Source organism: Actinomadura alba (genome assembly GCF_014323705.1).
Lineage (GTDB): Bacteria > Actinomycetota > Actinomycetes > Streptosporangiales > Streptosporangiaceae > Actinomadura_C > Actinomadura_C alba.
Map to the genome: position 1 here is coordinate 16,229 of NZ_JABVEC010000021.1, position 14,538 is coordinate 30,766.

At 70.4% G+C, this 14,538-nt stretch carries 8 protein-coding genes and 1 riboswitch; of the genes, 4 read left to right on the top strand and 4 right to left on the bottom strand.

The annotated features are described in order from the left end of the window. Nucleotides 1-97: 97 nt before the first annotated feature. Entirely contained in the window at nucleotides 98-2,701 is a 2,604-nt protein-coding gene (locus tag HKK74_RS25065) for a M14 family metallopeptidase (RefSeq protein WP_187245800.1), read from the bottom strand. Between the two features lie 226 nt (nucleotides 2,702-2,927). After that, nucleotides 2,928-3,041, top strand: a riboswitch (TPP riboswitch). Between HKK74_RS25065 and thiC the strand changes: the two genes are divergently transcribed. Continuing rightward, nucleotides 3,039-4,829: a phosphomethylpyrimidine synthase ThiC gene (gene thiC, locus HKK74_RS25070; RefSeq protein WP_187245801.1), complete on the top strand. Its 1,791-nt coding sequence runs from the start codon at nucleotides 3,039-3,041 to the stop codon at nucleotides 4,827-4,829. Its footprint overlaps the riboswitch before it by 3 nt. A gap of 148 nt (nucleotides 4,830-4,977) precedes the next feature. On the opposite strand, the gene HKK74_RS25075 is transcribed toward thiC, so the two are convergent. Continuing rightward, nucleotides 4,978-5,517 carry a nuclear transport factor 2 family protein gene (locus HKK74_RS25075; RefSeq protein WP_187245802.1) on the bottom strand — a complete coding sequence of 180 codons (540 nt, stop codon included), beginning with the start codon at nucleotides 5,515-5,517 and terminating at the stop codon, nucleotides 4,978-4,980. Nucleotides 5,518-5,578: 61 nt separating this feature from the next. Between HKK74_RS25075 and HKK74_RS25080 the strand changes: the two genes are divergently transcribed. After that, entirely contained in the window at nucleotides 5,579-6,493 is a 915-nt protein-coding gene (locus HKK74_RS25080; protein ID WP_187245803.1) for a LysR family transcriptional regulator, read from the top strand. A gap of 235 nt (nucleotides 6,494-6,728) precedes the next feature. Here the strand turns inward: HKK74_RS25080 and HKK74_RS25085 are convergent, their stop codons facing one another. Further along, nucleotides 6,729-7,307 (bottom strand): dihydrofolate reductase family protein, encoded by a 579-nt coding sequence (locus HKK74_RS25085; protein WP_187245804.1) that lies wholly within the window; start codon nucleotides 7,305-7,307, stop codon nucleotides 6,729-6,731. 126 nt (nucleotides 7,308-7,433) lie between these two features. Beyond that, on the bottom strand, nucleotides 7,434-8,021 hold the full coding sequence (locus HKK74_RS25090; protein WP_187245805.1) for an NADPH-dependent FMN reductase: 588 nt from the start codon (nucleotides 8,019-8,021) through the stop codon (nucleotides 7,434-7,436). Between the two features lie 151 nt (nucleotides 8,022-8,172). Here HKK74_RS25090 and HKK74_RS25095 point away from each other — a divergent pair, with 151 nt between their 5' ends. Next, nucleotides 8,173-11,709 (top strand): AfsR/SARP family transcriptional regulator, encoded by a 3,537-nt coding sequence (locus tag HKK74_RS25095; protein ID WP_187245806.1) that lies wholly within the window; start codon nucleotides 8,173-8,175, stop codon nucleotides 11,707-11,709. Between the two features lie 103 nt (nucleotides 11,710-11,812). Then, the gene (locus HKK74_RS25100) at nucleotides 11,813-14,515 is read left to right on the top strand and encodes a hypothetical protein (RefSeq protein ID WP_187245807.1); all 2,703 of its coding nucleotides are present in this window, start codon (nucleotides 11,813-11,815) and stop codon (nucleotides 14,513-14,515) included. The last annotated feature ends 23 nt before the right edge of the window (nucleotides 14,516-14,538 follow it).

Sequence of the window (14,538 nt, forward strand, 5' to 3'; positions counted from 1 at the left end):
CGTCGCGGGTGGGAGACGGGACCGCCTCCCACCCGCGGCGTCGAGAGCACCCGGCCGACTCCGGCCCGGCCCGGCGCGGTGCGGGCCGGAGCCGCGGTCAGCCGCCGAGCTCGGCGAATTCGGCCGGGGCGAGCTTCTCCGACGGGCCGTGGTAGGCCGCATTGAAGATCATCTTCTGTTCGGCGCGGTTCCAGGTGCGGAATCCGGCCTGGTTGCCGAAGGTCACCACGTAACCCTTGCCGACGTTGAAGGTCATCGCGTTGTCGGCGCCATTGAGGTGCTGGCCGCCGATCAGCCAGCCGCTCTGCAGCTGTGACCCGCTGTCGGGGTACTTCGAGACGACCTTGACGTCGTACTTGCCGGGGTCGGTCACCCGGAAGGCGTCGTCGCCCTCGAACCACACCGGGTTCTCGGGGTCCATTCCCCAGCCGACCGGGTTGTCGACGTCGATCCGCTGGCTGAGCAGCGAGCCGGGGGAGTAGAAGGTCGAGGAGCCGCTCGGCAGCACCGACTCGATCGGCAGGTCCAGCAGCTGGTCCGCGGTGTTCGTGGCGCTGCCGTACGTGACCAGCGTCCCGCCGTCCTCCACGAACTGGCGCAGCTTGTTCCAGCCGGCCTCGCCGACGCCGAACGCCCAGCTCCACTCGGGCGGGTAGTTGTTCGCGTTGAGCCCGTTGACGATGTTGTTCCTGCTCACGTCGCTGGGGATGACGATGGTGTCGTACTTCGACCTGAGATCGCCCTGGTAGTCCTGCGCCTTCAGGGTCTGGTAGTTCACCTTGTACTGGTCGAACATCCACATCAGCCAGCCCGCCGGCATGTTGTTGGCCGGCTTGAGCAGTCCGATCCGAGTGCCGGGCTTCAGCTTGGTGCCCGAGATCTCCGGGACCTTCGAAATCGTCGAGACCGGGATCCCGGTGGCCTGCGACTGGCTCAGCAGGACCTCGCGGGCCTGCGCGGTCGGCGGCACGACGAACGTCCCCGCCGGGAAGTCGTGGCCCCGGTCGGTGAACTTCTCCGCCGCGCGGAACGTCGGGATCCCCTGCTTCTGCAGAGCGGAGACGATCTGGAAGACGCCGTACGACTCGGGACCCACGACGTAGGCGCCGTCCTCGCCGGGGGCGGCGGGCGGCGTCACCGGCTCCGGCCCGGCCTGGCCGACCGGCGCCGCCTGCACGGTGAACCGGTCCTTGACCAGATCGGCCTTGAAGCCGAGGAGCATGGGCAGGGTCTGCGCCGTGACGTCGTACGGACGCTGTGGTGGTCCGCCCGGATACTGCAGCAACTCCGGATAGTGCTGGACCTCGAGCAGTGTCTTGGCGAACGCGCCGTACGGCTGGGCCAGGTAGACCACGTAGGAGCCGGCCGGGTAGTCCTTTCCGCCCGCCGTGAACGCGGTACTCGCCCGATGGATCTCGACGGCCCCGGTGCGCAGGATGTCGAGGACGTCGTGGATCGCCTGCGGGTCACGCTGGTTCGCGGGGATGACGTAGGCGTGGGCGTCGGTCCTCGCGACCGCCTTCTGGCCGACCCGGTAGAAGTTGTACAGCCAGTTGTACGGGTCGTTCGCCAGCGCCTCGACGCCGGAGTAGAACGCCTGCGAGGTGTAGTCGAGGATCTGGCGCAGCCGCCAGACGTTCTGGTCGTACGGCTCGATGAAGTTGGTGTCGGCCTCCTGCTGGCCGATCGGGCGCGTGCTGGTGTACGGGTAGGCCAGGTTGGAGACGCTGGCCGCCTCGGTGAGGATCCGCACCGACCCGTGGTAGGCCTGGTACTGGCGGGACGGCGACCAGTAGTCGTAGGTCATGCCCCACCCGACGCCCTTCATCCCCGCCGCCGTCATGCCGCGCTGCATCGCCATGCCGAGGGCGTTGGTCTGCTGCACGGTGATGGGGTCGATGTTGGGGTCGGACGGCGAGAGGTAGGGCGGGGTGAACATCCGGGGGGCGCCCGTGCCCGCCTGGTGGGCGTCCTGGAATGCCTGCGGGTGGTACTTGTTCTGGATCGCGACCATCAGCCGGCTCTCGGCCTGCGTGAACATGAACCAGTCGCGGTTGCCGTCGTGCCCCGTGTACTTCTGGTAGAGGTCCGGGTAGGTCCGCGCGTAGTTGGTCCCCGCGGTCGCCGTGAAGTAGTCGTTGACCAGCTTGAGCCCGTCGGGGTTCTGGGCCGGCACCATCAGGATGATCGCGTTGTCGAGGATGTGCCTGATGTAGGGCGAGTCCTCGGTCGCGAAGCGATGGGCGATCTCGAGCATCGCCTGGGCGTTGCCGACCTCGGTCGAGTGGATGCCGGCCTGGACGTAGTAGATGGGCTTGCCCTCGGCGGCGAGCTTCTGCGCCTGTGCCTGGGAGAGCCCGCGCGGGTCCGCCAGCCGGTTGTTGATCGCGACGAGGCGGTCGAGATCGCGCAGGTTCTTCCTGGAGCTGATGGTCAGCATGTAGTACGGGTTGCCGAGCGTGGCGTCGCCGAGCTTCGCGTAGTCGACCTTGTCGCTGTCCTTGGCGATGAGCTGGAAGTAGCTCCGCATCTTGTCGGCGGTCGCGAGGTTGCCGTCGGAACCGATGGGGAAGCCGAAGTAGTCGTCAGGGGCAGGGATCCTGGCCGACGCCGAGACCGTCTGCAGCGCCGCGCCCGAGGGCGCGACCAGGGCGATCGCCGCTACCACGGCGATGGCCATTCTCCGGAGAGACGTGCGCATCTCCATCCTTCCGCGTGTGCTGGGTGATCGGGCTTGGATCGTTCCGATACGGCAAGGTGGCCGTACAGGTGACAAGACGCCCATGCATGATCACTTCGCCATGTTCCGGAGTATTCTCTACAATGTCAATAGACTTGCTAGGAAATATGACTTTGTAGCGAACCGAGGACCCTTATCCCAGCGCGGGGGGTTGCGGCAAGAGGATGCCGCCGGGTTAACGTCGATCACGACAGGACGCGGGAGCCCGGCCATGACCGGGCTGAGAGGGCGACGTCAGGGGTCGCCGACCGCTCGAACCTGACCGGGTAATGCCGGCGTAGGGAGTTGTCGTAGCACCATGACCGATTCAGCTGTTTCGCCTGCCCACGCGACCGCCGAGTCCACCGTTCCGCCCGCCCGCAAGACCGCCGCCCGCAAGACGTTCGTGACCGGATCGCGGCCCGACCTCCGGGTGCCGATGCGGGAGGTCCCGCTCACCACCGACGAGACCGTCGTCCTGTACGACACGTCCGGTCCGTACACCGACCCGTCGTACGAGCCGGACGTACGCCGCGGCCTGCCGGCGCTGCGCACCGCATGGGTCGCCGAACGAGGCGACACCGAGGAGTACGACGGCCAGCCGATCGGCCCGCAGGACGACGGGCGCAGATCACCCGACCCGCGCCGCGACCAGGCCGCCTTTCCGCCTCGCCGCCCCCGCAGAGCCACGGGCGGGGCGGTGACCCAGCGCGCCTACGCCCGGCGCGGTGAGATCACCCCCGAGATGGAGTTCGTGGCGCTGCGCGAAGGCGTCGCACCGGAGTTCGTGCGGGACGAGCTCGCGCGGGGACGCGCGGTGCTGCCCTCGAACGTCAACCATCCCGAGTCCGAGCCGATGATCATCGGCCGGAACTTCCTGGTCAAGATCAACGCCAACATCGGGAACTCGGCGGTGGCCTCCTCGATCGACGAGGAGGTCGACAAGATGACCTGGGCGACCCGCTGGGGCGCTGACACGATCATGGATCTGTCGACGGGGCGGGACATCCACACCACCCGGGAGTGGATCCTGCGCAACGCGCCCGTCCCCGTCGGCACCGTGCCGATCTACCAGGCGCTGGAGAAGGTCGACGGTCGGCCGGAGGCGCTGACCTGGGAGGTCTACCGCGACACCGTGATCGAGCAGTGCGAGCAGGGCGTCGACTACATGACCGTCCACGCCGGGGTCCGGCTTCCGTACGTGCCGCTGACCGCGCGGCGCAAGACCGGGATCGTCTCGCGCGGCGGCTCGATCCTGGCGGCGTGGTGCCTCGCCCACCACCGGGAGAACTTCCTCTACACGCACTTCCGGGAGCTCTGCGAGATCTTCGCCGCCTATGACGTCACCTGGTCGCTCGGCGACGGCCTGCGGCCCGGCTCGATCTACGACGCCAACGACGAGGCCCAGCTCGCCGAACTGCGCACCCTCGGCGAGCTGACCAAGATCGCAGCGGAGTACGACAACCAGGTCATGATCGAGGGACCGGGGCATGTCCCCATGCACAAGATCAAAAAGAACGTCGACCTGCAGATGGAGCTCTGCGACGAGGCGCCGTTCTACACGCTCGGGCCGCTCACGACCGACATCGCACCCGGGTACGACCACATCACGTCGGCGATCGGCGCGGCGATGATCGGCTGGTACGGCACCGCGATGCTCTGTTACGTAACCCCCAAGGAGCATCTGGGGCTGCCGGACAAGGACGACGTGAAGGCGGGCGTCATCGCGTACAAGATCGCGGCGCATGCCGCCGACCTGGCGAAGGGCCACCCGGGCGCTCAGGCCTGGGACGACGCGCTGTCGGACGCCCGGTTCGAGTTCCGCTGGGAGGACCAGTTCAACCTCGCGCTCGACCCCGACACCGCGCGGTCGTTCCATGACGAGACGCTGCCCGCCGCACCGGCCAAGACCGCGCACTTCTGCTCGATGTGCGGCCCGCACTTCTGCAGCATGAAGATCACCCAGGATGTGCGGCGGTACGCCGAGGCAAACGGCCTGACCGACACAGAGGCGCTGACCCGCGGGATGCGCGAGAAGGCGGAGGAGTTCACCGGCTCCGGCGGCCGGATCTACCTGCCGGTCTCCCCGGTGGTGCCCGAACAGGGCTGACTCCGCCGGCTGATCCGGCCCGGGTCGTACCCTCGCCCTCGCTTCACCCCGGGCCGGTCAGCTCGGCACGTGGCGGCCGTCACCACTCCACGGCGCGACGCGCTGTGCCGTCCCGATGTCGTCATGTCTTCCTCCTGGTCACTGTCCTTCAGGCGTACTGCAGGTCGGCCCGAGCGATCGCGCCGTCGCGGTAGGTGAAGCGGTAATGCGCCCGCCAGCCGGCGGATCCGGACGGGGCCCAGTGCACGAGCAGATCCTGGCCGCCGGGCATGGGCGTGATCCGCAGTACGCGCAGCCGCCCGCCGATGACCTCGGCGGCGGCCCAGTCGCGGATGGCCGCGCGACCGCGGATGCTCCGGCTGACGTCGACGATCTCCGCGTCCGTCGTGAACGCCTCAGCCAGGCCGGCCAGGTCCTCCTCGTTGACCGCGTCGACGTACGCCCGGCCGGCCGCGGCGACGTCCACCGCCGCGTCCGGCCCGGCCGTGGCCGACGCGGGCGGCTCGGACGACATGGTCGAGGGGGCCGAGGGGGACGCCGTGGGTGAGGGCCCCGACCCACCGCAGCCCCCGGCGGCCATCGCCAGCACGACCGTGCACACCGTCGTCCGCGCGAGGCGCGTTCGAGCGACGGCCTTCCGCGCGAGGCGCGTTCGTGCGAGAGGAGTCGGGGTGAGGGGTGTCCGCATGAGGACAGCGTGTCGACACCGCCGGTGGCGTGTCCAAGACCACTGGTGATAACCAATGGCTATGGACGTCCATGTGCGGGATCTTCGCTACTTCCTCGCGGTCGCCGAGGAACTGCACTTCACCCGGGCGGCGGAACGGCTCTTCGTGTCCCAGCCCGCGCTGAGCAAGCAGATCGGGCGGCTGGAGGCGACGTTGCGAGTGCCGCTGTTCGTCCGCGACCGCCGCTCGGTCGCGCTGACCGCGGCCGGCAGCGCCTTGGTCTCGCCGGCCCGGGACGTCGTCGCCCGGTGGGACGAGGCGCAGCGTGCGGTCGCCGACGCGGCCGCCGCCGAGACGGCGGTGCTGCGCGTGGGGATGTCGACGAGCGTGGGGCGCGATCTGCTGCCCTCGGCCGCCGAACGCTTCGCGATGCGGCACCCGTCCTGGCGGATCCAGCCCCGTCAGGTCGACTGGGGCGACCCGACGGCGGGGCTGGCCGACGGAACGGCCGACGTCGCGCTGATCTGGCTGCCCGCGTCGGCGGAGCCGCCGCTCACCTCGCGCGTCCTCGTCACCGAACCGCGCTGGGTCGCCCTGCCCGCCGCGCATCGGCTCGCCGGAAACGAGGAGATCGCCTTCGCCGAACTCCTCGACGAACCGTTCCTCGCGCTCCCGCAGGACGCCGGTGCGGTGCGCGACCACTGGCTGGCGATGGACCAGCGCGCCGGGCATCCCGTACGGATCGGCGCCACGGTCGCCAACGCCGACGAGACCTTCGAGGCCATCACCAATGGGCTGGGCATCGCCCTGCTCAGCTCGGGCAACGCCGCCATCTACCGCAGACCCGGAATCGTCACCCGGCCGGTCACGGGCCTGTCCCCGACATTGCTGTCCATCGCCTGGCGCGCCGGCGACCACCGGGCGGTCGTCCGCGACTTCGTCGAGGCCTGCACCGCATACCGGCCGGGGGAGGGGCGTGAAGAGACGGCTCCCTGAGCGCGGGTCGCGCGGCTCGCGTACATCCGTGCATCCGTGCATCGCGCGGTTCGCGGGCCACGGCTGGACCACCGGCCGCCCTCCGGCCTCCGCGGCTGACGTCGCCGCTAGGGCACGGCGCCGGGGCCACGAGGGCGGTGTTCACCCTCGTGGCCCCGGCGGTGCCTCCCTGACGCTGCCTTCCTGACGGTGCCTCCCTGACGCTGTGTCCCAGGCGGTGCCTCCCTGGCGGCACTCAGCCGGCGGCCGGCGCGGCCCCGTCCTCGTCGCCGCCCGCGCTCAGCGGCCGGTAGGTGAGAACGACGCCCTGGCCGAAGACCGTGGTGTCGGTGAGTTCCAGGGTCGCCTCAATGCCCTCGCGGAACAGGCGCTGGCCCTCGCCCTTGATGACCGGGTAGACCGAGATCCGGTACTCGTCCAGGAGACCGTGCTCCATGAGCGTGTCGGTCAGCCGGCCGCAGCCCCAGATGAGGATGTCGTCGCCGGGCTGCCGCTTCAACTCGGTGACCGCGGCGACGACGTCGTTGCCGGGGATGATCGTGGTGTTGTTCCAGTCGGCCTTCTCCAGGGTCGAGGTGACCACGTACTTGGCCATGCTGTTCGCCTTGTCGGCGAACGGGTCGCCGCCCCTCTCCGGCCAGGCCTGCGCCATGCCCTCATAGGTGACCCGCCCCATCAGGACGGCGTCGCTGCCCATGAGGAGGTCGAAGGAGTACTTTTGGGCCTCCTCGGTGCCGTACTGCATCATCCACAGGTGCGGGTTGTCGATGTAGCCGTCGAGCGTCGCGTAGGTCGACGCGATGATCTTTCGCATTTTCTTTTCCTCCGGGTCACGGATCGTGCGCTGTTGATCGGTCGTGGTCGTGGTCGTGGTCGTGGTCGAGGTCGTGGTCGTTAGCGGTGGTGGGGAGTGATGGGTTCGGTCGGGGTGTGCCGGGATTCAAGGGACGTACGGTCGCTTGGCCCGCGCGTCCCGCAGCGCGTGGGCCCACCAGCACAGCCGGTCCAGGGTGGTCGCAGCGGCGGCGTTGCAGTCCGCGGTGACCTTGGGCCATGTGCCGTCGGCGGCGAACAGGTCCCAGTACCGCGGAAGGCTGATCGCGTCGCGGATGGCCACGGCGTCCAGCTCGGTGAAGACCTGGCGGAGCTGGTCGACGGCGTGCAGGCCGCCGGATTCCCTGCCGTAGGCGACGAAGGCGACCGGCTTCGCCTGCCATTCCTCGTAGTACCAGTCGATGGCCGTCTTGAGCGGAGCGGGGAAGCTCCGGTTGTACTCGGGCGTGACCACCGCGAACGCGTCGGCGGCGGTCAGCCGCGGGGCCAGGGCCGCCACCGGCGCGGGGACGGGCTCGTCCTGGTCGGTGAGCGTCTGCGGCAGTCCCGCCTCGGCCAGGTCGATCAGATCGATGTCCAGGTCCGTACGCCTGCGGGCCCTGGCGGCGAACCAGGAGGCCACCGTGGGGCCGAACCGGCCGTTGCGGGTGCTGGCGATGATGATCGCCAATCGCAGCGGATCGTCCTGCGGCATCTGCCCGCCTCCTTCGTTCTCGTCTCCGGCTCGACGTTCCTCACCATGCCGAAGGCCGTTTACGGCTTGTTTCCGGTCGGTTGACGGCCCGGCCCTGCGGGCGCGCGATCGGCCGTAAAACGGGGCCGGGTCTGCCGTTATCGTGGCGTCCATGCGTTTTGGGGTGTTGGGCCCGTTGTCGGTGTGGACGGCCGGCGGCGAACAGGTCACGGTGCCCGGACTGAAGGTCCGCGCTCTGCTGGCCGATCTGCTGGTGCACGAGGGGCGGCCGGTGCCCGCCGACCGGCTCATCGACGATCTGTGGGGCGACGACCTGCCCGGTAACCCCGCGGGTGCGCTGTCGGCCAAGGTGTCGCAGCTTCGCCGGGCCCTGGAGGACGCCGAGCCGGGTGGCCGGGAGCTGGTCGTCCACCGGCCGGCGGGCTACCAGCTGACGGCCGGTACCGACGCCGAGCGCTTCCAGGCCCTGATCGCCGAGGCGAGCCGGAGCGGCGATCCGCGGGCCAGGGCGGCGCTGCTGTCGGACGCGCTGGCGTGCTGGCGTGGCCCGGCGTTCGCGGACTTCGCCGACGAGCCGTTCATCCGGCCCGCAGCGGCCCGTCTGGCCGAGCAGCGGCTGACCGCGCAGGAGGACCAGGCGGAGGTGCGGCTCGCCCTGGGCGAGCACACCCTGCTGGCCGGGGAGCTCGGTGACCTGCTGGCGGCGCATCCGCTCCGGGAGAGGCTGCGCGCCGCGCACATGCGGGCCCTCTACCGCTCCGGCCGGCAGAGTGAGGCGCTCGACAGCTACGAGGAACTGCGCGCCCTGCTGGCCGACGAACTGGGCTTGGACCCGAGTGCCGACCTGGTCGCCCTGCAACAGGCGATCCTGACCCAGGATCCGGCGCTGGCCGCGCCCACCGCGACCGGCTCGGCGTCGGCCCGGACCGCCCCGCGCCTCACCGCCCCGAACCTGCCCGCGCCCCTCACCGACCTGATCGGCAGGGACGAGGCGGTCGCCGACATCCACGCCCTGCTGGAGGCACATCGCCTGGTGACGCTCACCGGTCCCGGCGGGGTGGGCAAGACCCGCCTCGCGGTCGAGACGGCCAGGCGGGCGGCCGTCCTGTCGGCCGAGCCCGGCCCCGCTTCCGCTCCCGGCATCGCTTCCGCTCCCGGCCCCGCCCCCGGCATCGCTTCCGCTTCCGGCATCGCTTCCGCTTCCGGCACCGCCCCCGGCACCGGGACGCCGCCGCAGTCGGGGGCGTCCCATGGCCCCGCCGACGCCGCTGACGCGTTCGCCGACGGAGTGTGGCTGGTCGAGCTGGCGTCGCTCGACCGGCCCGCCGACCACGACGCGGCGACCCGGCTGGCTGAAACGATCATGGCGGTCCTGGACATCCGGGACGCCGGGGGAGCCGCGGAGCACGGTGAGCCGGTGACCGCCGTCGACCGGCTCACCGAGGCGCTGCGGCCAAGGCGGCTGCTGCTGGTCCTGGACAACTGTGAACACGTCGTCGAACCGGCCGCCGAGCTGGCGGAGCTGCTACTGCGGACGGCTCCCGGGCTTCGGCTGCTGGTCACCAGCCAGGAGCCGCTCGCCCTGGCCGGCGAGGTCGTCTGGAGCGTTCCGCCGCTGGAGGTGCCCGACCCGGCCGCCGACCTCGCGGCCCTGGAGCGCGCCGGCTCGGTGCGGTTGTTCGTGGCGCGCGCCTCCGCCGCCGCCAGGGAATTCACCCTCGACGCGGACACCGCGCCCGCCGTCGCAGTGCTCTGCCGCCGGTTGGACGGCATCCCGCTGGCGCTGGAACTGGCGGCCACGAGGGTGCGGTCGCTCGGCGTGCACGGGCTCGTCGACCGCCTGGACGACCGGTTCCGGCTGCTGGCCACCGGGCACCGTGGTGCTCCGCCGCGTCAGCAGACCCTGATGGCGATGATCGATTGGAGCTGGGAACTCCTGCCGGACCCCGAACGCGTCGTACTGCGCAGACTCGCCGTGCACGCCGACGGGTGCACCCTGGACGCCGCCGAGGCGGTCTGCGCGGAAACCGGTCTGGACGTCCTCGACCTGCTGACGCGTCTGGTGGACCGGTCACTGGTGGTCATGGTGGACAGTTCCGAGGCGCCCCGGTACCGGTTGCTGGAATCGGTGGCGGCCTACTGCGTCGACCGCCTGAGGGACGCGGGGGAGCTGGAGCGGCTGCGGCGGCGCCACCGCGACCACTACGCCGACCTCGCCATGCGGGCCGAGTCGTACATGTACGGGGCCGACCAGCGGCGGTGGCTGCGGCGCCTCGACGCTGAGGCCGCCAATCTGCGTGCCGCGCTCAATGCCGCCGTCGAGGACGGCGACGCGGGCGGCGCGCTGGGTCTCGTCAACGCGATGGCCTGGTACTGGTTCCTGCGCGGCCGGCTGACCGAGGCCCGGCGGTCCCTCGCGGCGGCGCTCGCCGTCGCCGGCGACGCGCCCGGCGCCGTTCGGATCTCCGGGCCCGAGACCGTGGCGTCCGGGCCCGAGACCGTGGCGTCCGGGCCCGAGACCGGGGCCTTCACCGCCGTACCGCACACCGTGCTGCGGGCAAGGGCCCTGGCCTGGGACGCCGGGCTCGGCTTCCTGCGCGGTGACGGCGCCGACCGGGAGGCCCGGCGCCGTACCGCACTGGCGCTGTACGACGGGGCGGCCGACCCTGGCGGGCGTGCCAGAGCCGAGTGGTTCCTGGCGTACGCCGGGATCGACCTTGGCGACCTGGCCGCCACCGAAGAGCTGCTGAGCAGCGCGCTGCCGGTCTTCGAGGCACTCGGCGACCGGTGGGGAGAGGCCGCCGCTCTCGCCGGGCGGGCCAAGCTCGCGCACGTCCGCGGTGACCTGGCCGTACTCGAACGCGACGGCGAGCGGAGCGCGGAGCTGTTCGGCGAGCTCGGCGATCGCTGGGGTCAGCTGGAGGCCACCGGCTGGCTCGGTGCGCTGGCCGAGCTGAACGGCGACCTCGAGCGGGCCGAGCGGATGCACCGGGACGGGCTGCGCATGGCCGAGGAGCTCGAGCTGTGGACGGAGGTCGCCGGCCGGCTGGGCTGGCTCGGCTGGCTGGCCCTGCAGCGCGGCGACCACGCCGAGGCGGAGGGCTGGTGCGAGCGGGCGCTGCGATTGGCCGCCGGCCAGAGTCACCAGCCAGGGCAGATCTTCGCCCTGATCGGGCTCGCCTTCGCCGCCCGCAGGGGCGGCCGCCTCGACACCGCCGAGACCCACCTGCGTGACGTGCTGAACCGCACTCCCCGCCAGGACGCCGAAGAGGCACCGCCACCGTACCTCTCCATGATCTACACCGAGCTGGCCTTCGTCGCCGAGCATCGTGGCGAGGCGGCGGAGGCCCTCGCGTTGCATCTGCGGACGCTCGACGTCGTCGAGAGGCTGGAGGGTTCCCGGGACATGACGATCGCCATCGACGGGATGGCCGGGGCGCTGGCCCTCACCGGACGCCACGACTGCGCCGCCCGGCTCCTGGGCGCGGCGGCCGCGATGCGCGCGTCGGGCTCCATGCTCGTGACCCCCATCGATCGCGGCGACATCGACCGCATCACCGCGCGGGTCCGGGACGCGCTGGGCGAGGAGCGCTTCGCCGCCGAGTCCGAACGCGGTGGCCTGCTCACACTCGAAGGGGTGCGCTCCATGGTGGCCACGCCGGAAGCGGCCGTGCTGTACGCGCCATAGCCGGCCTCCGGGGCTACCGACAGGCCATCTCCGGCCACGTGCTGTCACGCCACGAATTTTCGTGACAAGTTGACGGCCAGGGGCCGAGTCCAGGGGGGATGCCATGGCGCTGGTTGTCACGTTCACGGGTAGAACTCCGCTCCCCGCTCCCGGTGCGGGCACGGGGTTCAAGATCTGGTCGTACCGCATCGACCCGAGCGGGCCGGGCGAACTGCAGGTGGGGCAGCGGATCGCGTTCGGGCTGCCCAGCGCCGTGGACGTGCAGAACCCGGACTCCTATCCGGGGGTTCCGCAACTGGCGGCGACCTTCCTGCAGCGGGATCCGTCGTCGTCCCGGCAGTACGTCGGGCGGCTCATCACGTCGCCGGGTGTCCAGACGCTCTCGTTCGTCGCCCCGGCCGCCGAGAGCACCTGTGAGGTGTTCCTCGTGAAGGCCTCGTCCGGTCAGGCGTGGGCGTCACTGCCCTTCGCCACGACCCAGGGCGGCAACCCCGCTCATGTGCAGGTGCTGCCCGCGCCGGTGGTGGGTCCGCCGGTGTTCAACGGCCGCCCGGTTCCCGACTTCGCGGGCACGCTGCCGTACGCCAGCGAGGTGTTCGGCGTCTACCAGCCGCTGGCCGGCTGGTTCGGCGCACAGAACACTTTGCGCGCCCAGGCGGGCACCGGAGATCACGAGCCGGCCGGCCTGAGCCGCGAGAGCTTCTCCGGAGCCGCCGCGCGCACGCTCAGGGACGAGAACCTGACGGCACTGACCGAGCGGTTCGCGGCCGCCGCTCAAGGCGTGCTGTCGCCGGTCGGCCTGGTGAACCTCTTCCGCCAGTACTTCTTCGAGTTCGACACCTTCCTCGGCGCCCCGGCGGGACATCTGTGGATCAGCCCGGGCGGCACTGTGGAGGTGGTCGAGACCAGTACGCGGCGCACGTTGGTCGAGAAGTTCGCCGAGCAGGCCGAGGAGACCTCGCGCAAGGTCGAGGAGAGCCTGACCCGGCAGGACGACGTCGCCGACGCGGTCAAGGAGGAGAACGCCAACGACACCAAGCTCGGAGTCAGCGTGACGGGCGGCGTGAACGCGCCGATCTACCACGCCGACGCGAGCGCGAGCTTCAGCACGCAGAGCACCGTCAAGAGTTCCTCGGAGCAGACCCACAAGCACACCCGCACGCAGAGTGCGAAGGTCAGCAGCGAGATCAAGCGGAACTTCAAGACCACGTTCAAGACGGTGACCGAGACCACGGACACGTCCAGCCGCCGGTACGTCGTTCAGAACACCACGGATCAGTTGGTCAATTACGAACTGCGGCGCAAGATGCGGAAGGTCGGCGTGCAGTTGCAGCACATCGGCACCCGGTTGAGCTGGCAGGTCTACTTCAACTCCCCGGGGCGCGACCTGGGGTTGGGAGATCTGGTCGACATCGTCCCGGCGCCCGACCTGACCGCCCTCAAACCGCCCGAGGTACTGCCGCCGGCGGCCGAGAAGCAGGTGCCCTTCCGCCTGGACGTACCGTTCCTGCACGACGCCGGGCCCGACGACGAGGCCGTCGAGACCTACACGCCGCACCCCGACAACATCGACCGGGGCGTGAACACGAGCACTGTGGGCAACGACGACACGATTCAGTTCTTCTTCGAGTTCCCGCTGCCGCCCATCCCGGCGGGTTATGCCCTCACCAAGATCGCTTCCATCGATGTTCACGGTGCCCAGGTGCAGTTCACCATCACCGCGCCCGATATGGGAACGAACCCCGACCCGGTGAAGAACACCCTCAAGGTGCGGCTGACCTACGCGAACTTCCAGGGCAAGAAGTCCATGCCCTTCGACATCGTCATCATCTACACGCCGACCGACGAGGCCCAGGAGGCGATCGACCAGATCAACGCCGACGCGGCGGCGGCGTACAACGAGCAGGTCGCACAACTCCAGCGCGCCGCCTACGGCAACGCCGTGCGCAACCGCCTCAAGCTGGTCAGCTCGATGCGCTCGCGCCCGCCCGAGGACCTTCGCAGCGAGGAACGGCAGACGGTATTCGGGAAACTGGTCCACCGACTCGGGCTGGGCGAGGATCCGCACCTCGGCTCGGAGCTGATCCGCCAGATCTTCGACGTGGATGAGATGCTGTACTTCGTCGCTCCCGACTTCTGGCGTCCGAGCACCACCGTCACGCATCCCACCGAGAGCAGTCTCGGCAGGTATCCGGTGCCGGCGCCCATCTCGGCACCGGACGCCTCGAAGCCCCTCGCGGGGGCGACCGTGGCCGGCTGGTACTCCCATACGGACATGACCAACGCCCTCGATCCGCAGGGCCAGGCCACCCCCGAATGGCGGGTGAACTACCTCATCACCGAGGAGACCCGGCCGGCCCCCCTGGGCAGCTCGCTGGGCTGGCTGATCCAGATCGACGGTGACGAGCGCCGCAACGAGTTCCTCAACGCCGCCTGGGCCAAAGCCGTCCTGCCGGTGCGGCCCGGTCACGAACTCGCCGCGCTCGACTGGCTCGCCGACGTCGAGGGCGAAGCGGCTCTCGGCCTGACCTACCCCTTCCAGCCGGGAGATCCTCCTGAGTACGAGGGGCTGACGGTCGAAGAGGTCTTGCGGAAGGTCGCGGAGAAGCTGCAGGAATCCAACACCGACGTGGAGAACCTGCTCGCCACCGAAGAGGTCTACGAGACCGGGTTCGACCCGCTCGCGGGCGGTTTCCGCCCGGCCGAGCCGTACCAGGTCTTCGACCAGTGGGTCGAGATCCTGCCGACCGACCAGGTCGCCGCCGTACAGGTCCGCTATGACCCGAAGACCGGGCAACAGCTGTAGGGCCGGCGCTGGACCGAGGTGAC

What these genes read in the sequence shown, in the direction of transcription:
- HKK74_RS25065 (WP_187245800.1), bottom strand. Translation starts at nt 2,701, where the DNA reads ATGCGCACGTCTCTCCGGAGAATGGCCATCGCCGTGGTAGCGGCGATC.
- thiC (WP_187245801.1), top strand. Translation starts at nt 3,039, where the DNA reads ATGACCGATTCAGCTGTTTCGCCTGCCCACGCGACCGCCGAGTCCACC.
- HKK74_RS25075 (WP_187245802.1), bottom strand. Translation starts at nt 5,517, where the DNA reads ATGCGGACACCCCTCACCCCGACTCCTCTCGCACGAACGCGCCTCGCG.
- HKK74_RS25080 (WP_187245803.1), top strand. Translation starts at nt 5,579, where the DNA reads ATGGACGTCCATGTGCGGGATCTTCGCTACTTCCTCGCGGTCGCCGAG.
- HKK74_RS25085 (WP_187245804.1), bottom strand. Translation starts at nt 7,307, where the DNA reads ATGCGAAAGATCATCGCGTCGACCTACGCGACGCTCGACGGCTACATC.
- HKK74_RS25090 (WP_187245805.1), bottom strand. Translation starts at nt 8,021, where the DNA reads ATGCCGCAGGACGATCCGCTGCGATTGGCGATCATCATCGCCAGCACC.
- HKK74_RS25095 (WP_187245806.1), top strand. Translation starts at nt 8,173, where the DNA reads ATGCGTTTTGGGGTGTTGGGCCCGTTGTCGGTGTGGACGGCCGGCGGC.
- HKK74_RS25100 (WP_187245807.1), top strand. Translation starts at nt 11,813, where the DNA reads ATGGCGCTGGTTGTCACGTTCACGGGTAGAACTCCGCTCCCCGCTCCC.